Consider the following 20,127-nt stretch of genomic DNA (forward strand, 5'->3'; position numbering starts at 1 on the left):
GGCCAATCACGCGCCGGCGCTGAGGTACGCGGCTCTGGCCTCGCTCAACTCTGCCCAGTGCGCCTCGAGGCCGGCCAGAGTGGGGCTGACGTTCAGGGTGGGGAGCGGCTGGGAGTGTCCGTCGATGTAGCGGCAGGCTTCTTCGAACACGCGGTTCACAGTCTCGATAGCGGCAGGCAGGGCGGCCGTCTTGATGTTCGGTAGCGCGGTCATCCGCACGTTGGGCTGGTAACGCTGCGTCACCCCCTGCAGCAGCTCAGTTTCGGTGAACACCTCGCACCAGGCCCGGATCCAGTCGTAGCCGGTGCGTACGAGCGCGGCGCGCGCATCACCCTGCTGGGACTTGGCGGCCTGGATGGTCTCGTTGATGTTCTTCTTCAGATTGCTGATGCTGTCCCAGCGGGGCCCGGTAGCTCGGGTGACCTGCCCCTTGCCGTCCTCGTCGGTGATGTGGAAGTACGAGCATCGTTTGGACGCTGCCATCAGGTTCAGCAGTGTGGTGGCGAAGAAGATGTCGTGGGTGAACACGATCACCTGGGTCGTGTCGGCGAGTGCCGCGACACGCTGCGCGACCTCGTTGATGCGGCGATGATCGAGACTGGAGACCGGGTCGTCGAAGATCACCGGTGCGGTGATGCCGGCGAGGCGTGCTTCGGCGAGAAAGTCCGCCATCGCGAGAACCTTCTGCTCGCCCTCGGAGAGGACCTTCGACGGCTTGTGCTTGCCGGTGAGGACCTTGCGGCGGTGCGCTCGTCCCTGACGGCCCACGAACTCGACTTGAAGTTCGGGTGCACGGAGCGCGGTGCGTTCTTCGGCGAACAGCGCGTCGAAGCTTTCGTTGATCATCTGGTCGCTCGCGGTTTTGGCAAGGCCAGTGACCGCGCGTAGTAGCGCAGGCATGGGCTTGGCGAGCAGTGCGAGGCGGTCGGCTTGTTTCGCGTCGCGCACCTGTTGTTCGATGATCGCCCAGGACCGGGCGAGTTCGGCGGCAGCTTCGAGTTCGACCAGTTCCTTCTTCTTCTCAGCGAGTGTTTCCGCGCGCCGCGCGGCTTGTCCTCGCAGTTCCACCAGGGCGCCGCTGGTGGTCTCGAGTGCTTCGGTGAGGCCATCTGCGTCGGCGGCCACGTGAGCCAGGAGGTCGGCTGTGACGGGGGTGTTGTCGCGGAGGTGGTCAAGGAGCGCGGTGGCAGTGCTGAGCGTGCGTTCCAGCAGTGGCAAGAACACGGGCTGCGGGTTGCTCGTGGCGTGGTCGCGCGCGTAGGCGTCGACATCGCTGGTCCGGATGCCGAACACGGGTGAGGTCAGGGCGCTGAGCCGCCCCTTGGCGGCTTCGATGTCGCCGGCGATCTTTTCCTCGAGGAACTCGGAATACTTTCCGATCAGCGCCCGTGCCGGGTCACTGAGCGGTTGGCGGCAGTAGAGGCACCGGTCTGCGTCGTGCGCGTCGTGTGCGCTCAGGTGTGCTTCGTACTCCTCACCGGCCTGGATGAACCGGGTCCAGGTGTCGTCGGGGGCGGCGGGCAGGTCCGCCGCTTCGAACAGCGCCGCGCGGAAGGCTCGATACTCCTCCTGCAGGTACGCCAGGGCGGTGAGCTCGCTGCTGTACGTGGCGGGGCTGAACCGACCGAGAATCTGTGCGGCCGTGCTCGCCTCGGCTAGGACACGCTCGGCGCGTTGTTGCAGGGTGATCTCGGCGCTGATCGTGTCGGCCTCCAGCGCGGCCACGGTGCGGCGCAGTGTCCCGATGCGGGTATCAGCGTCGGTGTGGTGGTCGGCCATCGCCCTGAGCTGGTCCAGGTCTGTCGCGGCGCCGAGCGTCTCGATCAGCGGGTACACCGACGCCGCTCGCGGGAATCGGCCCAGCAGTCCTGTGGGGCCGGATCGCAGGTCGCTGATTGCCGCATCAATGCGGGCCTGGACGGCCTTGATTCCGGCGATGACGTGGTTGAACAAGGCAAGCGCGGCGGGGACGTACACATACTCGAGGTCTTCGTCGACATGGAAGCTCACCGATGGGCTGTCGAAGATCGAGATGCGCGTGAACGGGGCAACCCCCCGTTGCCCTGTCCAGGCGTACGTCTTCGCTTCCGCTCCGAGTTGGTAGCCGATCGTCGCGGACGGGGATTGCGGCGCCGTCGCCTCGATATCCCCGAGGATGACGTCCGCGGTGCGGCTGGCAGCAAGCGCTTTGAAGATTCTCGAGTACCCGGTCTTGCCGGTGCCGTTCTCACCGAACAGAATGGTGAGGCCCTGATGCGGTTCGATGACCCCACCACCGATCAGAGCGTTCACCCCCGCAACCTCTGACAGTGAGGTCACGGTCAAAGGTTCGAGCGCCTCGTCCTCCCCGTCGATCATCGCGAGCTGATCCTCGGTCGACAGTTCCCGGGCGTCCAGCGCCTTCTCTTGCCGGAACAGCGTGTACGCGTGGTCCTCTTCGTCGGAGTTGAGAGGGCCAGCTCCGGTGAGTACGACGCGCACGATGTACCGCACCCATTCGTCGGAACTGTTCGCCCACGCGCCAAGAAGCTGACGGGGGTCCACCCGTGTGTCCGCTTGCACCGCGTCCGTCATCGACCGACCTCCGTCGCGACAGCGGTGTCCATGGAACGCGCTGCTCACCGCCGACTCTATCGTCGCCCTGACAGGACGCCGAGCTGTGCGTCGCGCGGGCCGCTGGAGTTGGTGCGGGAGATGGGGCACGCTGATCGGATGACTGAACGAAACACCTGGCCACGCAACCGGTCGACGCTTCCTGGCGGTGGCCTGTCGACGCTTCCTGGTGGCGGCTTGTCCACCCTGCCGGGTGACGGGGCCTCTACGCTTCCCGGCGGTGGTCTGTCGACACTCCCAGGTGGTGGCCTGTCGACCCTTCCTGGTGGCGGTTTATCCACGCTCCCTGGTGGCGGTATGTCGACGCTTCCTGGCGGTGGTCTGTCGACGCTTCCCGGGGGCGGCTTGTCTACGCTTCCTGGCGGAGGTCTCTCCTCGCTGCCTGGGGGTGGGCTGTATGACGGTGCAGACCCGAACCCGTACCGCTCGAATCAGCCACCCATGACCCACTTCATCCCCTACCTCCGCCATCAGGGGCTGAACGATGTCGCCGATCTGCTGGCGCGTGCTCACGGGCTGAACCTGTAACGAATCACGAGCTCTGCTTCATCGGAGCGGCCCCACGTTCACCTTGACACTCCACCGGGTACCGTCGAGCTGTGTTCTTGCTGCTTGACGCCAACGTGATCGTCGGCAATCCGCTTCTGCGCGGGCGGCAGTGGGACGCCGTCGCGGATGCGGTCGCTTCCGAAGCGCTCGATCTTTATGTGCCCGAGCTTGCGGTCGATGAAGCCGTGGCACGGTACCGCGACAGTGCAGCATTGCGTGAACGCGAGGCGAAGAAGGCTCTCAAGACATGGCCGCCGAGGTCACGGGAACTCGTCCAGGAAGCCATCAACGCTTCAGAGTCCTTCGCCGCCGAGTACGAGAGTCTTCTGCGGGCGCGCCTCGAACAGATGGGTGCAGAGATCGTCGGCTACCCGGAGGTAGAGCATCGTGAGGTCGCGTTGCGGGCGATCTCACGGTCGGCACCGTTCGACAGGGAGGGCAACGGATACCGTGACGCGCTGCACTGGTACGTCTTTGTCGATCTGCTTCTCACGTGCGAACCCGAAGATCCGCACGCGTTTCTTCTGTCGGCTGACAAGCGTGCGTTCGGACCAGCGCGACGGCGCGAACTCTTGGCCGAGATCGAGAAACTCGATGTGGAGTGGGAGGTGAAGATCCTTGAAAGCATCTCCGATTTCAAGGTTCCCGGGCAGTTCCTCGATGACGAGGGCTCATTGGACTACGAGCAGGAGCGACAGCTTCACGACGCGGTACAGGATGCGGTGCTGGCAGGCGGAACACCCAAGGACTTCACTCACTCGCTGGCAGCGAAGACCGAGTTCGACGTTGCTGATGTGCTTGAAGTCTTGTTACTGGATGTGAACGTGGAAGGGGTGCAGATCGAGCGAAAGTCGCGCGATCTATGGATCAACTACACCGCCCAGGCAACGTGCCTCGTGAAGCTCGAGAGCGTCGAGATCCTCGACGAGGACGCCGGCGACTACGCCACCCATCGGGACACCGCCGTATGGGTCCTGGATCTCAGCGGCAATGCTTACTCGTCAGGGAACCGCATCGACGAGGTCGCCTCCCTGCGTCTCGACACCATCGAAGGAGACGCACCGGCATAGATCGAAGGAGACGCACCGGCATAGACAGTGGGCGGGTAGGAGCTACCTCGAGGGCCGCCGGCGCGGCCGCCGCTGTTCAGGTGGGGCGTGCATCTGATCGGCACTCGGCTGTCCTCGCTTTATGTCGGCGGCCTTCGCGGTTCGGCGGTGACGCTCGGCAAGTCATCATGGACTTCGTGTACCGACGCCGAGTGTTCGAGGTTGCAAATGAGCTCGGCGTTGACGTGCGCACCGTGCTCGACGCGCTGCGGAGCCTGGGTGAGGCGGAAGTGCGCCCTGAGGCGCAGCTGAGTGAGTCGCTCGCTCGCAAGGTGCGAGTGCATTTGAATGGTGGCGGGGCTGTGCCGGAGCGGCGGCGGGGTGTGGAGCCAGCGCGCCGCCGGTCGAGGTTTGCTCAAGGCATTCGGGAGCAGCATGACGACGCAATCCGTCGCGTCATCCCCACCATCGCGGCGGGCTTGACCGTTGCCGCTCGGCTGCCCGAGGGTAACGAAGTCATCGTCGCATTCCACAACCGTGACGCCGTCGCGCGGTACGGGTTCTGCACCCTGTCGGGCGGGCCGCTGCCACCCACTGTGCTCAACGCTTCGGATGCACGGAGGCTGTTGGCGCCGTTGCGGGACGTTGACCGCGACTATGTCGCTCGCGGGTGGACGCCACCCAATCTCTACATCGCCTTCGACCTCGCCCATCAACACGTCTGGCTAGGAAGGTCGCTGAAGACGATCGGGCATCCTGGTGAACGATTGGCTGCGGACTCGCTCGTGCGGGTGCCACCCCCTAGCGCCGGTGAACCGCCCCGCATCAACCCTCGCGCACAGCTCTTCACCGCCAACAAAGTGCCGTCCGTCGTCGCGGCGGTCGGCGAGGGGTCGGATCGTCCCGAAGAAGCGTTCCTCCTTCACGAAGAGCTTCTGCGTCTGGCTGTCGACAGCCTCGTCGACGCGGACGTTCTCGATCCGCTGCCCGTGCATATCAACGCGATCTGGTTCTTCGCGCGCCCGATCGTGATGCAGCGGGCGGGCGACAGCGACCGCCATGTCCGCGCGGTCTGGTACCGGCAGGGCGGCTCGATGTGGCGCATACGCACATACGTTGCTGGCGTTGCGGGATCCGGCGCGGTCAATGTCAAACAGGTCGGGCCGCAGCTGTCCGGCCGCGTGCCATTCGTCCCGGTCTGGGATGACACCCGACCGGAACAGAAACTGCTTGCCGCGGTGTGGGCGTTAATGGCCCAGGGCGGCATAACTGAGTCGGAACGCGTCACAGGCGTCGTCGTGCCCAGCGGCGAGCCGCAGGGCGAGCTGACGATCGTGCGCGTGCAAGCGGGCAGCGATCACGTATCCGTCTATCGAGAGGGGAGCGACGGCGAGCCGCCCGATCGTGCGGCCTGGTCGGTTCGCGGCCACTGGCGGCGACAGCCCTACCCCTCACTCGGGCTCGACGACGACGGCCACGTGCGCACCCGACTGATCTGGATCGCGTCGTATGTGAAGGGTTCCCACGGAGCACCAGTCGAACCCAAGGTAATCGTGGTCAGTTCAAGGCCGGGAGAGGCCTGAGGGCCGACACGACCGGCAGTTGAAGGTTCTCGATACGAGATGCCAATTCCACGAGGTCTTTCGAGCGAGTTGCGAATTGCAGTGTCGTGGGGACGTAATCGCCGCCGCCGCCGCTGCCCGCCGCCCGCCGCCGCTGGCGCGCCAGCCAAGGGGCCGCGTGTAGATACGCTCGAAGTGGGCGTATTCTCCGACGAACGGGGCCGCGGTGCGGGAGTCTGGTCTAATCGGTGGATGGTCGCAGCTTCGTTGAAGCCGTTCCCAAAGTCCGTCCGGGTGATCGTGTCGCCGTGATCTCGCCGGCATTCGCCGCCCCAGCGATTTCGCCCGTTCTCCACGAGCAAGCGATGCGGCGTCTGAAGGAGGCGACCGGGTTCATCCCGGTCGAGTACCCCACGACGCGGCAACTCGGCGCGAGCGCGGAAGCCCGTGCGGCAGACGTGAACGCGGTGTTCGCGGATCGGAGCATTCGCGCGGTGCTGGCCGCCATCGGTGGTGATGACCAGATCACTGTCATTCCGCACTTCGATGCCGCCGTGATCGCGGCGAACCCGAAGCCGTTCCTCGGGTACAGCGATAACACGAACCTGCACAACCTTCTTTGGAACCTCGGCGTGCGGAGCTTCTACGGTGGATCCGGTCGACCTCGTCTACCCGTTCACGGGGAGGTGGCTCGTGCAGAACAGTCCGGCGAACCACGACCGACTCTGACCAGTCGCTCGCCTGTGCGCATCACGGAAGCATGACGTCCCCGGTTCGGTTCACCGAGCTCGCTGGGTGGACGCCGCAGCCCTACCGCTCCGTGTTCGTCTGGGTCGCGTTCGAGGAGCGCCTCGTCGCGACCGGCGAGAGGTACGGTCCCGACGATCACGCGGGAGTCTGGACGGCGGACGGGTTCCTGTCGCGGTGGTCCAGTCGGCTCGTCGATCAGGGATGGGAATGGATGGCTCCGCTCATCCGCCGACTCGCGGACGGCGAGGACCCGGAGCACGTGCGCACGGACGCGCTCCATGAGTACGCCGCTCGCCACGACGGCGCGGAACCGAACGTGACCATCTGGAACCTGGGCGTCGACCGACTCCGGTGAGGGCGAGTCAGCCGCGTTGCCGCCCCGCTCGTGGAGCCACGGCATGCGACGTTGGTGCCGTACTTTCCCCGGCGTCGGCGCCTTCCTCGAGGAGGTCGAGAGGCGTAGTTCCGTTTCTGAGCGGGCCAGCGGGAGGCGACGATGCCGCTACCGGCGTGTGGGATCCGGTGCTGCTGGCGATGAGGCTCATTGCGATGTGGGTGGCCGGGCGTAGTCAGGTCTCCATGTTCACGCGTGTCGCGCGCGGTGCCGACGTACTGCAGCGCGGTTGGCGCAGCGGACGCTGCAGTACCGCTGGCGGCCGTTGCGCGTGACGTCTACCACGACGTTGTGGCACGGGTCACCCGGGACTTTGCCGGCGTCGCATCGGTGAAGGCGGTGCATTCCCCGCGTTGTCAGGTGGAGTGCGGTGCCGACGCTGATGACGGCCTCCAGCACATGCGGCAGGGCTTGGTCTTGGTCTCGATAGTGGAGGTGCCAGCCTTCATCATGGTGGTCGGTTAGGCGCGGGTAGGCGGCCGCCTCTGCGAGGTGTTGGTTGAGGAGGTCGGCGCGTCGTTGCGGCAAAGGTTCATCAACGACTTCGAGCCATCGGTCGATTACCCTGCGGACACCGGTGTAGTCGTCCGCTTGCGGATTCGCGAACGGCGTCTGCATCCCATAAGACTCCGCACGGTCGACAATGCCCGCTCGATCTTCGGGCCAGTCGTTTGCCAGTGACGCGGCGAGCAGGACCGCGTACTCGCCGTAAGGGTTGAGATGCATAAGGGCATTACATCACACTGGAACGTGAATCGTTGGAAGGAACTGACTATGACGGTGCTGGGTACTGGACTCCCGTGGGCCGCGGTCGGCGGGATGGGGTTGGCGGCGTTGGTGATGGTGCTCACGCCTGGGCCGAACATGATCTATCTCGTGTCGCGCAGTATCGCTCAGGGGCGAATCGCAGGTCTGGTCTCGCTGGCGGGGACGGGCGTGGGATTCCTCACCTACATGACGATGGCGAACCTGGGGCTCAGTGTCGTGTTCGTTGTGGTTCCGTGGCTCTACATCGGTCTGAAGGCCGCAGGAGTGCTGTACCTCGCCTGGCTCGCGTTCAAGACGTTCCGCCCAGGAGGGACAGGACTGTTCGAACCCGGACCGCTCACCCGCGATACGCACGGGAAGCTCTTCCGGATGGGGCTGTTTACCAACCTGCTGAATCCGAAGGCGGCGGTGATGTACCTGGCGATCATCCCGCAGTTCATCGACACATCGCACGGCAACCCGATTGCGCAGGGGTTCACGCTCGGCACAGTCCAGATCACTGTCAGCGTGATCGTCAACGCAGCAATCGTGCTGGCCGCCGGGACGATCGCAGGATTCATCGGAACCCGCCCGTCCTGGCTCAAGTGGCAGCGCCGCATCACCGGCAGCCTTCTTGCCGCGGTCGCCGTCATGCTGGCCAGGGAAGTTCCCCAGGCTGCCCGCGCGTAGACAACCTGCAGGTGGTCGCGCGCGTGTGGCCAGCGCGCCAGCCATCGCAGCGCCGATGTAACCTGAAATGGACGAATCCGTTCAACCGATTCGTTGCGACATCGACTGATCGCTCTCGCGGCACACGTCGTGAGTGCCACGTGCGCACGAGCGCCGACGACGGCAACCCCGTACATCAGAAGCCGAGGGCGTGGACAGCTGAGCGTGTATGTCAACGGCCGCAGAATGGGAGCGAGATGAACCTGCGGGAAGAGCTTCTGCGTGTCTACGAGGACGCGCGGTCCAACCGGTCCTCCGAGGAGAACGAGACGACGGATCGTGCGGCTGCGGAGCTCTTCGACGCCGGTACGGCAGACCGCGCGAAGGCCGTCGGAGATGTGGCGCCGGTGTTTTCTCTCCCCAGCGCCACTGGCGAAACGGTGACCTTGAGTGATCTGCTTGAGGATGGCCCCGTGGTGCTGAGCTTTTACCGAGGCAGCTGGTGCCCGTATTGCAATCTCGAGCTGCGGGCGCTTCAAGCGAACATCATGGAGTTCAAGGCGCGCAACGCGCGGCTCGTTGCGATCTCGCCGCAGGTGCCTGACGAGTCATTGTCGACCGCTGAGAAACACAGCCTCACTTTGACGTTCTGAGCGACGTGGGGGCCACTGTCTCCCAAAGCTACGGCCTGTCCTTCGTCATTCCTACGGAGCTGGCTGCGCTCTACGAGCGACGAGGTCACGATCTCATCCGTCGAAACGGTGGCGATGGTCGAACGCTTGTGATCCCCGCGACCTATGTGATCAGGCAGAGCGGGTCTATATCGTGGTCGTTCGTGGACAGCGACCACACCAGACGTGCGGAACCGCGGGACATCATCGCAGCGCTCGATGCGATCCGCTGACTGCTGCAGAGGCGACGGACGGAGGAGTCACGCGCCTCTCGTGCGACCGTGCGCGCTGCGACGCAACTCCCGGCTGGTTGTGGACGGAGATCGGTCATGCAGCGCGGCGATCTCCGTTGGCCGCGCACCTCGGCTCGCGAGATCGCGATCAGAACGCGCTCCTCTTCGAAAAGAAGCCTCGAGGAGATGGGGAGAAGCGAAAGCGGGCCAGGGCTGTGGCACGACCTTCACCGCGCTATCCTTGCGCCGCACCGCGGTGCCATCGCGCCGGGGGTACGCGGCCGTCCGCATCGCGCCGACCTCGCGGGCGGCGGCCGCCAGCGGCTGCACTGAGCGAGCAACTCCGTGAACCGGTTCCACGTCAACGAGTTCGGCCTACGCCCGGGGCCCGGACGGGCAGATCGATCGTCGCGTGCCGGGGTGATTCCGGCGCTGACATCTGGCTCGACCGTTCCTGCCGACCGAGGGTGGTCAATGGCTTAAGACCGTTGCCGTGACGGTGGTGATGCCGACGATGACGACGAACCCGCGGAACAGGCCTGCGGGGAGTCGTCTTGCGAACCTGCCGCCGACCAATCCTCCCAGGATCGAGCCGAGAGCAACGAGGGCGACGATGGGCCACGAGATCAGTTCTGGTGAGACGAAGATGAAGACCGTGGCGGCGATGATGTTGACCGCGGCGACGCTGGCGTTCTTCACGGCGTTGAGTTCTTGCATCAGCAACGTCGTCGTGATCCCGAGCAGGGCGACGAGGAGGATCCCCTGCGCTGCACTGAAGTAGCCACCATAAACTCCGAGCAGGAACGCGCCGACCACGGAGGCGACTTTCGAACCTCGGCGAGGGAATGGCGTCGCGTCGACGTCGTCGGTTGCCGCCACGCGGCCGATGCGGTTCTTGATGGCGGGTCCGCTGAGTACCAGAAGCGTACCGATACCAATCAGCCAAGGGATGACGGCAGCGAAGATGTCGGCGGACAAGTGCAGGAGGAGGAGCGCGCCGGTGACGCCGCCGGCGCTGGATGAGGGAAGCAGTAGGCGAGTAACGCGGTAGTGTGCGCGCAGCTCGCGTCGGTAGACGAATACCCCCGACAGGCTGCCGGGCACGATGCCGACCGTGTTCGCCATCGTCGCCGTCAACGGCGGAAACCCCAGCAGAACGAGGATGGGGAAGGACGCCAGTGTCCCCGCGCCTACGACGACGTTCAGACCTCCTGCAAGGAAGCCTGCGCCGACGACCGCCGCTCCTCGCAGAAGCGGCGCGATTTCTATCAGCACGTTGGCCTCCTCCTCGCCCGGGTCACAAGATGTCCCGGAGGCCTTCAAGGCTTCCAAAAGTGCGCTGGACGCAGGTTGATAGAATCGGAAGGGATGTACGCGAAATCCGAAAGCTAGTTCGTGGCGCCCAACTTGCGGGATCTGGAGCTGTTCGTCGCGATCATCGACGCCGGCTCGATCACGGCGGGCGCCCGCGCCGTGGGGGTCTCGCTGTCGTCGGCCAGCAGCCGGATCGCTCTACTGGAACGGCAAGAGCGAGTCGAGCTGTTGTCGCGTCGACGAGGTGGGATCGTGCCGACCACGGCCGGCACGACCCTGGCGATACATGCCCGTGCCCTTCTCGAACGTGCTGATGAACTGCGGCAGGCGATGGACGGGCTGCGCGGGGACTCTGCCCACGAGATCCGGCTCGCCAGCAACACATCAGCCGTCGATACCTTGACCGAGTTCCTGGCCGCGACTCTCGCACGATTCCCTACGATGCGGATCGCGGTGGTCGAGACAAGCAGCGTCGAGGTCGCGTCTCGGGTCCGCGAGGGGGGTGCTGACCTCGGGATCGTTTCCCTCCCACCGACGGGCGACGGTTTGATCGCTCGTGAGTTATGGGCGGATCCCCTTGTCGTCGTTCGTGGCTCGGTGTTCCGCGGAGACGACGTGGCTCCTTCCTTCGAGGAGGTGATGCGGGGGCCGCTGATCGGGTTGCCAGCGGCAAACCCGCTTCAGACACTCATCGACGAGCAGGCGCGCATCCTCGGTGTGTCACCGGCGTACCGCGTGCGGTTGCCAACCCTCAACGCGGTGTACGCCGTCGCCAGCACTGGGGCTGGCGCGGCGATCGTCCCGTATGGGACCGTCAGCCGCTCTCCCACACTGCCTGCTGCCATACATCCGGTGGCAGAGGAATGGGCCGACCGCCGCGCACTCCTCATCACTCGGTCTACCTACGTTCCGTCCCCCGCGCAGCAGGAGTTCATCGACGCGCTTCTGCGCTACCGGGATGAAGTCGATGTCACCGAGCCGCTCGGAGTCGTCATCCTCGGCTCGCCCCCTGAGCAAGCCCGCCGCGGGTAGCGAACCCGATACGAGATCCACCCCGGTCGGTGATAGAGCTGTACGCCAAGCTCGGAAAGGACCTCGGCACCAGTTAGTGAGCGTTGCCGAGCGTAACGACTCGCTGGCGCAGCGCGGCAAGATTCCGGCTGGCCCAAGCAACCCAGACCGCACCGAGAGCGTCTGTTACTGGAATGCAAGGTCGGCTACCGATCGGCGATCCTCCCCTCACCCCCTCCGAACGGGAGCAGATGCTCAGCGCACCGATGTTGTTGACGACCACGAGTGCATGGAACAACGCGCGTAGGCAGTCTGCCGTGGCCCGTGCCAATTCCACTCATCGTGGCCGGATTCATATCCGGAGCCCGCGACGATGATCGTGAAGCAAATGGCCGACACCACGAGCGCCACAATGACGGGCACGAGCGCCCTGAACTATCGATAACAACTCGTGGGCGCAGCGAGGACCCCGGCGTTCACGTCCGGCGCTGTCAGAGCTCGATCACGTACTTGACTCCGCGTGAGCGGCCGCCGGCGCCAAGCCGTCGGGCACGCGCGCGACGTGGGCACTGGTCACGAGAACCTTCTCCGCCCAGGTGCCGCTGCCACCGGGCAGGGGCGCCTCGTGGACGAGGTCGAACACGGCGATGGGAATCGCGTAAGCGAGTGAGACGGCGTTGCACAGGTCGACGAGCGGGTGGATCGAGGGCAATTCCCCGTCGCTCTTGAATCAGCGTGGCAGCGCTTCCGACGCGCACCGGTACTGGGTGGGTTTGAGTCCCATCTGACTGAATGCGCGCCGCCAGGCGACGATCTCGGGGAACTCGCTCTCCGGTCGTTCGGAGAGGCGCATGGAGGCCCGCTCGCGGAATGGTGCCGCGGTCGCCGAGACGTCCGCCGTGTCGGTCACGCCATCGAGGGTGAGTGTCGCGACGGCGAGCTGAGGGAAATGAGCGCGCAGCGCCGAGTCATGAACTGAGCTGCATCAGCGGGTTTCGAGGGCGAGACGGCCGGCGAGCAGCCCATACGTGCCCGCGAAGGTGCGACGCAGCCACGCCATGACCTTCGGGCGCGTGATGACCTGGTTGCGCATCCCCGCGGCGAACACCCCATACAGCGCAAACACGACGAACGTCAACGCCATAAACACAAGGCTGAGCCAGATCATGTGCCACGTGCCTTTCGCCTCGCCCGCGGGAACGAACTGAGGGAGGAACGCGAAGAAAAAGATGGTCAGCTTCGGATTAAGCAGGTTGATGAGCACGGCGGTACGGATGACCCGCCAGAACGAAACCGGGGCGGGGTTCGCGTCGCCGTCGATCATCGTCTTGTCGCGGAATGTCTGCCAGGCGAGGTAAAGCAGATAGGCGACACCGAGCCACTTGATCGTCTGGAACGCGATCGCGGAGGCATTCAGGATCGCGGCCAGTCCGGTGATCGCGGCCACCATGTGAGGGATGACCCCGAGGGTGCAGCCGAACGCCGCAATAATGCCAGCCTTTGCGCCGCGGGAGAGCCCAGCGGCGATCGAGTAGACGGCGCCGGTGCCGGGGGTGGCGACCACCACGAGGGTGGTCAGCAGGAATGCAATGCTCATCGTCGTCCTTCGAGAGTCGTTGCTTCCGCACAGTACCGCGTCCGCGTAATCCCGAAATACACGAGCGATCAGCCGAAGACGAGCGAATCGCCCAGATGGACACCGTGTAGACATTCGTCCGCGAGATCGGGATGGCATGAAGTCGCGCCCCTCGGGTAGCGAGGTCATGGTCGTGTCGCGGTTACACGTCATCACGCTGGCGGACGATCGGCAGCCACAACTCCGTCGTCGCGGAACGGAAGTCTTCAGCGCGATCGAGGATCGCGACGATCGAGGGGCCTGGTCGCAGCAGCCACGGGTTCGACGGAAACCACTCGGATGCCGATGCCGCATACGTCTCCTGCAGAGCCGCGGGATATGGTCCAGATGCCCGGAACACAGCCCACGTGCCGGCAGGAACCTCGATCACGTCGAGTCCTTCCGGCGTGGTCGTCGCGGCGTCCCGGGCAACGCCGTGCAGATAGGTCAGTGTGCTTCCCTCGGTGTAGTCGGAATCGACATCTGCGCTTATCTGAAGCAGTCCGTGAGGATCCGTGTTGCCGAGCGCCGTCAGTCGCGCGTGCTCGTGCGCCGGCAGAGAAGCGACGTGCGCTTGGATGTGAGGATTCGCGCTCCGGTGGATGAGCGGAACGCGTGCAGCATGGCCGACGAGCCGGAACGCGGGTCGATCCACGATACGCGTGTCCATCGACGTGGCGCCGTGGACAGTCAGTCGCAGCGTGAGTTGCGGCTGTGACCGAAGCGGGCCGCCGTTCGTCCGCACCTCGATAGGCGCCGCACCGTGGACCGCCCGGAACGCACGTCCGAATGCCTCGGCCGAGCCATAACCAAATCGAACCGCAACCTGGAGAAGCGGATCGCCCGCGATGACGTCGGCCGCGGCGACCGTCATCCGCCGACGCCGCACATACTCGGACAACGGCATGCCGACAAGCGATGCGAACATCCGCCGCAAGTGGTACTCCGTGGTGCCGAAGGAAGCAGCCAGCGCACCGATGTCGAGGTCGTCGGACAGATCCGCTTCGACGACCTCGATGAGCCTGTTGAGCTCACTGATCACACAAGCCTCCCTTCATTCCAATTCTGCTTGCCGGGGTGCAGTGGTTTGTCCGAACGTGCGACTCCGATCCGAGCGGGCCGGCTCGTGACGGCCGGCGACGTCCGACGACACGCAACACCACACACCATCAGGCGTCCCGGGCGCCTTCACCCGACTTGATCGGTCTCCAATTGTCGGGCGCTGGACCCGGCGTGACGAACACCCTGGAAATCGTCTCGCACCACGAGAGTCCAAGCTGAAGGGAAGCATGTTAGACGCCCGTATCGTCGAGCGGACGGCCTTCCGCCTGATCGGTTACGCCGCGTGCGTCCCGGTCGTGTCGGAATTCCGGAATCCTCATGTCGAGGCACACATCACGGCGCTGTCTGCGGAGAACGTGGAGCGGCTCCGAGCACTGGGCTGCTCGGAGCCCTCGGGTCTGCTTCAGGTGAGTACGGAGGTCGACGCCGACTACGCAGTGAACAGTCGGTTCACGTTCATGGTCGGTGTCGCCCTCGATGCGGCTCCGCCCGCACCTGAGCGCCTCGATGTGATCGAGGTTCCTGCCGGCAAATGGGCGGTGTTCCGCACGGGCGCTCCTTTTGCGTCGGCCTGGATGGACATTGTCAGCGAGTGGTTTCCGTCACACCCGTGGCGCCTGCGTCCGGGGCCGTCGATCGTCACTGAGCGCCGACCAGGCGAGCAGCGCGCCGCAACCGCCGAGGTCTGGATTCCCGTTGAACGCGCGTAAGCCAACTCTGCGCGTCTCCCGGCCGAACGCAAGATTCCAACAGTGGGAAGCTCTGCTCCACAACCGCAACAAGCGCCAGCGGGCCGGCGAGTTCATCGTGCAGGGTGTGCGCCCCATCAGCCTCGCACTCGAGCGGGGCTGGCCGATCCGCGCAGTCCTCTATGACGCGGATCGGCCGCTGTCGCGGTGGGGTGCACAGGTTATCGAAGGATCAGGAGGCGAGCGGGTAGCCGTCGCGGCTCAGCTGCTGCATCAGTTGAGCGACCAAGACGACGGCTCCCCCGAGCTGATCGCCGTAGCCGCCGTGCCGGACGATCAGCTGTCTCGCATACCTATGGGGCCGTCGTTCCTCGGGATGGCATTCGACCGCCCCTCCCTGCCCGGCAACATCGGCACGATCATCCGTTCATTGGATGCCTTCGGCGGGTCGGGCCTGATCGTCACCGGACACGGCGCAGATCCGTACGACCCCAGAGCCGTCCGCGCCTCCACTGGGTCGCTGTTCGCGGTGCCGGTGATCCGACAACCATCTCATCAACCACTGGTGACCTGGGTACGGGAGCAACGCGCTGCGGGCATCCCCCTCACGATCGTCGGAACCGACGAGAACGGGTCCGACGACATCGCCGACGTGGATCTGACAGGCCCCGTCCTGCTCGCGATCGGCAATGAGAACGCCGGACTCAGCGCGGGATGGCGCGATGCGTGCGATGTCGTCGCACGCATCCCCATCGGCGGCGCCGCCAGCTCGCTGAACGCTGCCAACGCGGCATCGATCGCTCTCTACGAGGCCGCGCGCCAGCGCGGACGGGCATAGGCACGCGAATGGCCTACCGCTACGCCGTCACGCGAGAGAGTTACGCCGACCTCTCCGGCGGCGTGCTCCACTCTGCCCCCGGGTTCCCCGCCTTCCCCGCACGCCTCGCCAGCGAGATGTTCCAGCGAGCATTGGCGCTCACCCCGAACCCCACCGCCCAGGTATGGGATCCATGCTGCGGCAGCGGCCACCTCCTCACCACTCTCACACTCCTGCATAGAGACAGAATCACCAGCGTCCTCGGCTCCGACGTCGATCACGCGGCGCTGGAACTCGCCCGGAAGAACCTCGCCCTTCTGAGCAAGCACGGCATGACCGCCCGCGCGAATGAACTGCAGGCCCGCGCCGAGCGCCTGAGCAAACCCGCCTACCTCGATGCCGCCGCCGCTGCACAGCGACTCGCTCGCCGGCTCGCGTCAGGCGACGGCTCATTCGACTACAACATCGCACCAGCCGACGTCTTCGACCCCGCACAACTCCGGCGCGCGTTGAACGGGCGACGCCCCAATGTCGTGGTCACCGATATCCCCTACGGCGAGCAGACAGCGTGGCACGGACCGGATGCTGCACGAGGCCTCGACGGCATGCTGAATTCGCTGGAAGAGGTACTCGACGAGGGAACCGTGATCGCAGTGACGACCCGCGCCCGCAAGGTGCGCCTAACCGGCCCCCGGCGACCTCTCGCATGGTTCCGAATCGGAAGCCGAGCAGTCATCCTCTGCCGCATCGCCAGCCGACTCCAGCATCGAGTTTGAATCTTCCGTGTAGCTCGTCAGCATTGTTCCTTCGGGCAGAAAATTCGTGGGGCTGCATAGAGCCCGGTTACAGCGTTGAGCACTGTCTTGGTTCCGACCGTACTGGCCGGCGACGTTGTTGGAAGCTAGCAGCGATTATCGCCCAAGCACCATCGGACCACGGATCAGATCGGCTACGCAGCGAAGTGTTCTTCGTAAAGGATCCCCTCACGGCCGAAGCGGCGTTTGCAGATCCTCCCGAAATGCGCGAGGGCGTCGACGCGATGGCAATCGGGCCGGGTGTCCTGTACTTCTCGCGGGTAGCCGCGCAAGCGACCAAGACCCGCGTTCAGCGCGTACTCGCTATGCCGATGTTTCAACAGATGACAGTCCGAACCTGGCGCGTAACTACACGGCTGCTCGAACTGCTCGACAACGGTTAGCCTCCGCACGCATCCCGAAATTGATCGTTTCCGGATTCGACGTGATCGCTCGGCCCCTGAAACTTGAAACGCGATCGAGTCAGGGAGAAACGCGCTAATGTCCGTTCTCTTTTGAGTCGGAATCTCGTGCCGCTGATTCACCGCGATCGAGGTTCCTCAGCTCCGCAAGGTCGTCGTGAGTGAGGTTGAAATCGAAGATCTGCGCGTTCTCCCGCAGCTGTCTGGGGTCGTCCGCGCGCGGAATCGGGACGATGTTGTGCTGCACATGCCACCGCAACAACACCTGCGCGGGGGTGCGACCGACCCGGTCTGCGATGTCTACCACGACGGGATGTGTGAGCAAGGGGCCGCCGCGCCCGAGCGGACTCCAGGCCTCGGTCACGATGCCCCACCGCTTGTGCAGATCACGGATATCGTCGCGCGCCAGGTCGGCACTCAGTTGGATCTGGTTGACGTCGGGCACGCGTCCGGTAGCGGCGACGATCCGTTCCAGATGTGGTCGTTTGAAGTTTGAGACGCCGATCGCCCCGACCCGCCCCTGCTCGACGAGTCTTACAAGACCCCGCCAGGCCGCAACGTAGGTGTCGAGCCAAGGCACTGGCCAGTGAATGAGGAATAGATCGAGGTAGTCGAGCCCGGTCCGTCTGAGGCTCTCGTCATAGGCGCGCTGGACACCATCTACGCTGTGATTCTCCTTGTTGAACTTGCTGGTGACGAAGATCTCCTCGCGAGCGATCCCGCTCTCTCGGATCGCCGCGCCAACCGGGGCCTCGTTGAGGTACTTGTGAGACGTGTCGATCAGTCGATAGCCGATGTCGAGCGCCAGCGCGACCATCTCGTGCACCGCGTCGCCCTTGAGCGGCCACGTGCCGAGACCCAGACGCGGAATCGAGTGTCCGTGGAGGAGCGGGATCGGGGCGGGGTTCACTGGAGCACCCCCGTGATTAGCCCAACGCCTCGCTCAACCGCATCGAGGCGTCCTTGAGTGCTCGCCCGAAGGTCGCGACTTTCGAGACCGGAAGACGATGGACTGGGGCAGCGAGGTTGATGGCGAGATTGATGCCTGCTGAGTTCGCGACCGAGACTGCGACCGATGCCACACCGTCCTCGCTCTCCTCGCGGTTCGTCGAGTAGCCCTGGCGCCGAACGGTTTCGAGTTCCTTCTCGAGGTCCGCAAGGGACTGAACGGTATGCGAGGTCACCGCGGGGAGTGAGTCCGTTGGAAACAAGCGCCCGAGCTGTTCTGTCGGCAGGCTGGCAAGCATCGCCTTGCCGGTCGAGGTCGCGTACGCCGGGATCTCCTGTCCAAGGCGTGAGGCGACGCGGACTGCCGCCGCCGGCTCGGACGCCGCGATGAAGCGGACGTTCGCGCCTTCGAGGATGCCGAGATGGCTCGTCTCGCCCATCGAGGAACTGAGATCCTCGAGGATCGGCTGCGCCAGGCGCGGAAGATCCATGCGCCGGAAAATCGAGAAGGCCACGCTCGTGAGTGTCGGACCCGGACCGTAGGTCTTCGTGCGCGGATCCTGACGGGCAAATCCGCGCCAGATGAGCATTGCGAGGATGCGGTGCGCCGTCGAAGACGCCACCCCGAGTTCGGCGCTGACGTCGGTCAGCCTTACCTCCTCCGTACGCTCGCCAAGAAGGAGGAGCAACCGCAGTGCGTTGTCCACTGACTCGATCGGGTATTGGGGCGCTACACCGTCGCCGGGCGATTTCTGCACAACAGAAATCGTATCCTCTTGTGGTCACGGGGACCATCCTCAGACCGCGGGCGTGACCGACCGCGCGCCGTCGCCGCTCAGGCGCGCCGCGACCTCGGCTCGATCGGTTCTCGTAGCCACCGCTCGCCGCGTGTTAACGAGCGCCCGCGGCCAGTTGACGACGAGCGCGCCGGTCAGCGAGTCGCCACTCTCCGAGTAGAGCACGGCGAAGCGCTGGTCCTCCTCGGACCCGATGATGACGATGTCGTCGGCGCCGGTGCGCCCGACCACCTGGATCTTCCAGTCGTACTGGTCGCTCCAGACATACTCGGTCGTGTCGTAGTCCTCGCAATCATCAGGGTGGACGATGTTGTGTGCGACGACGCGAGCCTGATCAACGGCATTGGTCCAATGTTCGAGGCGCAGCGAGACGTTGCGCGACGCACTCGCCCAACGTGCGATATCGCCGACGGCAAAGATCTCAGGATGCCCGATGGCCCGCAGCCCAGAGTCGCAGATCACCCCGTTGTCGAGTTCGATGCCGGAACCCTCGAGCCACTCCGTGTTGACCACAGCTCCGATACCGACGAGAGCTGCATCGGCCTCGATGATCTCGCCGCCATCGAGCACCACGCGCACCCCGTCTGCCGTCTGTTCGACGCCTTCGACTGTCCTTCCGAAGTACTCCTCGACGCCCTCATGCGCATACTTGCGGCTGAAGATCTGGCCGACTTCGGCATTGAGCACCCGCGACATCGGCGCCGGGAACGGGTCAACCATGCTGACCCGCACGCCCGCCGTGATCGCGGTCGCGGCAGCCTCCCCCCCGATGAAGCCTGCGCCGATGACCACAAGGTGCCTCGCTGTGGCCAGCTCATCCCGCAAGCGCTCGGCATCGCCGCTGGTACGCAGCAAGTGAATATGCTCACCTTCACCCCACGGAGAGCGACGGGCGCGTGACCCGGTGGCGATCACGAGTGTGTCGTATGAGACAGCTGCACCGTCCGCGAGCGTCACAACCTGGCCTTCGAGGTCGACGGATGCCGCGGGCGTGCCGAAGATCGAGATGGCTCCGATCCCCCGCGTCTCGTGCTCGGAAAGAAGTTCGATCTCGTGTCGCGCCGTCTCACCGGTGAGGTACTTCTTCGAGAGCGGAGGTTTGTCGTAGGTGGGATGGCGCTCCTGGTCAATCAGGACGATCTCGCCCTCGAACCCCTCGCTTCGAAGAGCTTGGGCGGTCTTGAGCCCACCAACAGAGGCGCCGACGATGACGACCCGGGACACGTCAGTCCTCCACAACCAAGGCGGAGACGGGGCAGCTGCGCGCCGCCTCCTCTACTCGCTTGCGGTCACTGTCGGGCAGGTCCTCGCGCAGAACGATCACTAGGGCGTCGTCATCTAGGTCGAAGTAGTCGCCCGCGGCGACAACGCAATTGGCGTAGCCCTGGCAGGCGCTGCGGTCGGCGATGATCCGTGCCATC

At 65.0% G+C, this 20,127-nt stretch carries 21 protein-coding genes; 10 read left to right on the top strand and 11 right to left on the bottom strand.

Annotated features, from left to right (window positions below):
- Positions 1 to 6: 6 nt before the first annotated feature.
- Positions 7 to 2,574: an AAA family ATPase gene (locus tag ACGG9C_RS11035; protein WP_138174587.1), complete on the bottom strand. Its 2,568-nt coding sequence runs from the start codon at positions 2,572 to 2,574 to the stop codon at positions 7 to 9.
- A 638-nt stretch (positions 2,575 to 3,212) separates the two neighbouring features.
- Here ACGG9C_RS11035 and ACGG9C_RS11040 point away from each other — a divergent pair.
- From ACGG9C_RS11040 to ACGG9C_RS11055, 4 genes are all read left to right on the top strand, one after another.
- Complete coding sequence (locus ACGG9C_RS11040; RefSeq protein WP_138174582.1) at positions 3,213 to 4,232, top strand: PIN domain-containing protein; 1,020 nt, start codon at positions 3,213 to 3,215, stop codon at positions 4,230 to 4,232.
- A 167-nt stretch (positions 4,233 to 4,399) separates the two neighbouring features.
- Positions 4,400 to 5,794: a hypothetical protein gene (locus ACGG9C_RS11045; RefSeq protein WP_138174580.1), complete on the top strand. Its 1,395-nt coding sequence runs from the start codon at positions 4,400 to 4,402 to the stop codon at positions 5,792 to 5,794.
- A 287-nt stretch (positions 5,795 to 6,081) separates the two neighbouring features.
- The gene (locus ACGG9C_RS11050; RefSeq protein ID WP_375237438.1) at positions 6,082 to 6,537 is read left to right on the top strand and encodes an LD-carboxypeptidase; all 456 of its coding nucleotides are present in this window, start codon (positions 6,082 to 6,084) and stop codon (positions 6,535 to 6,537) included.
- Positions 6,534 to 6,878, top strand: a complete 345-nt coding sequence (locus tag ACGG9C_RS11055) for a hypothetical protein (protein WP_138174576.1) — start codon at positions 6,534 to 6,536, stop codon at positions 6,876 to 6,878. Before ACGG9C_RS11050 ends, ACGG9C_RS11055 begins: the two co-directional genes overlap by 4 nt.
- Before the next feature lie 228 nt (positions 6,879 to 7,106).
- On the opposite strand, the gene ACGG9C_RS11060 is transcribed toward ACGG9C_RS11055, so the two are convergent.
- Positions 7,107 to 7,643 (bottom strand): CGNR zinc finger domain-containing protein, encoded by a 537-nt coding sequence (locus ACGG9C_RS11060; protein ID WP_138174574.1) that lies wholly within the window; start codon positions 7,641 to 7,643, stop codon positions 7,107 to 7,109.
- 48 nt (positions 7,644 to 7,691) lie between these two features.
- Here ACGG9C_RS11060 and ACGG9C_RS11065 point away from each other — a divergent pair, with 48 nt between their 5' ends.
- On the top strand, positions 7,692 to 8,354 hold the full coding sequence (locus ACGG9C_RS11065; RefSeq protein WP_228480872.1) for a LysE family translocator: 663 nt from the start codon (positions 7,692 to 7,694) through the stop codon (positions 8,352 to 8,354).
- Positions 8,355 to 8,590: 236 nt separating this feature from the next.
- On the top strand, positions 8,591 to 8,986 hold the full coding sequence (locus tag ACGG9C_RS11070; protein ID WP_212743497.1) for a peroxiredoxin-like family protein: 396 nt from the start codon (positions 8,591 to 8,593) through the stop codon (positions 8,984 to 8,986).
- A 722-nt stretch (positions 8,987 to 9,708) separates the two neighbouring features.
- Here the strand turns inward: ACGG9C_RS11070 and ACGG9C_RS11075 are convergent.
- On the bottom strand, positions 9,709 to 10,569 hold the full coding sequence (locus ACGG9C_RS11075) for a sulfite exporter TauE/SafE family protein (RefSeq protein ID WP_228480871.1): 861 nt from the start codon (positions 10,567 to 10,569) through the stop codon (positions 9,709 to 9,711).
- A 63-nt stretch (positions 10,570 to 10,632) separates the two neighbouring features.
- On the opposite strand from ACGG9C_RS11075, the gene ACGG9C_RS11080 reads away from it, so the two are divergent.
- Positions 10,633 to 11,583 carry a LysR family transcriptional regulator gene (locus ACGG9C_RS11080; protein WP_138174572.1) on the top strand — a complete coding sequence of 317 codons (951 nt, stop codon included), beginning with the start codon at positions 10,633 to 10,635 and terminating at the stop codon, positions 11,581 to 11,583.
- Between the two features lie 481 nt (positions 11,584 to 12,064).
- On the opposite strand, the gene ACGG9C_RS11085 is transcribed toward ACGG9C_RS11080, so the two are convergent.
- The 4 genes from ACGG9C_RS11085 to ACGG9C_RS11100 all read right to left on the bottom strand — a co-directional run bounded on the left by ACGG9C_RS11085 (position 12,065) and on the right by ACGG9C_RS11100 (position 14,219).
- On the bottom strand, positions 12,065 to 12,274 hold the full coding sequence (locus tag ACGG9C_RS11085) for a hypothetical protein (protein WP_212743496.1): 210 nt from the start codon (positions 12,272 to 12,274) through the stop codon (positions 12,065 to 12,067).
- A gap of 18 nt (positions 12,275 to 12,292) precedes the next feature.
- The gene (locus ACGG9C_RS11090; protein WP_212743495.1) at positions 12,293 to 12,472 is read right to left on the bottom strand and encodes a hypothetical protein; all 180 of its coding nucleotides are present in this window, start codon (positions 12,470 to 12,472) and stop codon (positions 12,293 to 12,295) included.
- 75 nt (positions 12,473 to 12,547) lie between these two features.
- Complete coding sequence (locus ACGG9C_RS11095; protein WP_138174570.1) at positions 12,548 to 13,159, bottom strand: LysE family translocator; 612 nt, start codon at positions 13,157 to 13,159, stop codon at positions 12,548 to 12,550.
- Between the two features lie 181 nt (positions 13,160 to 13,340).
- Positions 13,341 to 14,219, bottom strand: coding sequence for an AraC family transcriptional regulator (locus ACGG9C_RS11100; RefSeq protein WP_138174568.1), 879 nt, complete (start codon positions 14,217 to 14,219; stop codon positions 13,341 to 13,343).
- 247 nt (positions 14,220 to 14,466) lie between these two features.
- Between ACGG9C_RS11100 and ACGG9C_RS11105 the strand changes: the two genes are divergently transcribed.
- The 3 genes from ACGG9C_RS11105 to ACGG9C_RS11115 are packed head-to-tail and all read left to right on the top strand — an operon-like array spanning position 14,467 to position 16,521.
- The gene (locus tag ACGG9C_RS11105; protein ID WP_138174566.1) at positions 14,467 to 14,949 is read left to right on the top strand and encodes a GyrI-like domain-containing protein; all 483 of its coding nucleotides are present in this window, start codon (positions 14,467 to 14,469) and stop codon (positions 14,947 to 14,949) included.
- Positions 14,936 to 15,766: a TrmH family RNA methyltransferase gene (locus ACGG9C_RS11110; protein ID WP_212743493.1), complete on the top strand. Its 831-nt coding sequence runs from the start codon at positions 14,936 to 14,938 to the stop codon at positions 15,764 to 15,766. Before ACGG9C_RS11105 ends, ACGG9C_RS11110 begins: the two co-directional genes overlap by 14 nt.
- Positions 15,767 to 15,774: 8 nt before the next feature.
- The gene (locus tag ACGG9C_RS11115; protein WP_175987716.1) at positions 15,775 to 16,521 is read left to right on the top strand and encodes an rRNA methyltransferase; all 747 of its coding nucleotides are present in this window, start codon (positions 15,775 to 15,777) and stop codon (positions 16,519 to 16,521) included.
- A gap of 516 nt (positions 16,522 to 17,037) precedes the next feature.
- Here ACGG9C_RS11115 and ACGG9C_RS11120 read toward each other — a convergent pair.
- The 4 genes from ACGG9C_RS11120 to ACGG9C_RS11135 are packed head-to-tail and all read right to left on the bottom strand — an operon-like array spanning position 17,038 to position 20,126.
- Positions 17,038 to 17,871, bottom strand: a complete 834-nt coding sequence (locus tag ACGG9C_RS11120) for an aldo/keto reductase (protein WP_138173439.1) — start codon at positions 17,869 to 17,871, stop codon at positions 17,038 to 17,040.
- A 16-nt stretch (positions 17,872 to 17,887) separates the two neighbouring features.
- Positions 17,888 to 18,667, bottom strand: a complete 780-nt coding sequence (locus tag ACGG9C_RS11125; protein WP_390178654.1) for an IclR family transcriptional regulator — start codon at positions 18,665 to 18,667, stop codon at positions 17,888 to 17,890.
- 39 nt (positions 18,668 to 18,706) lie between these two features.
- Positions 18,707 to 19,930, bottom strand: coding sequence for an NAD(P)/FAD-dependent oxidoreductase (locus ACGG9C_RS11130; RefSeq protein WP_298745227.1), 1,224 nt, complete (start codon positions 19,928 to 19,930; stop codon positions 18,707 to 18,709).
- A gap of 1 nt (position 19,931) precedes the next feature.
- The gene (locus ACGG9C_RS11135) at positions 19,932 to 20,126 is read right to left on the bottom strand and encodes a ferredoxin (RefSeq protein ID WP_005050734.1); all 195 of its coding nucleotides are present in this window, start codon (positions 20,124 to 20,126) and stop codon (positions 19,932 to 19,934) included.
- Position 20,127: the final 1 nt, after the last annotated feature.

The organism is Microbacterium sp. MTN4-26, assembly GCF_042846595.1.
In the GTDB taxonomy this organism is placed as follows: Bacteria; Actinomycetota; Actinomycetes; order Actinomycetales; family Microbacteriaceae; genus Microbacterium; species Microbacterium luteum.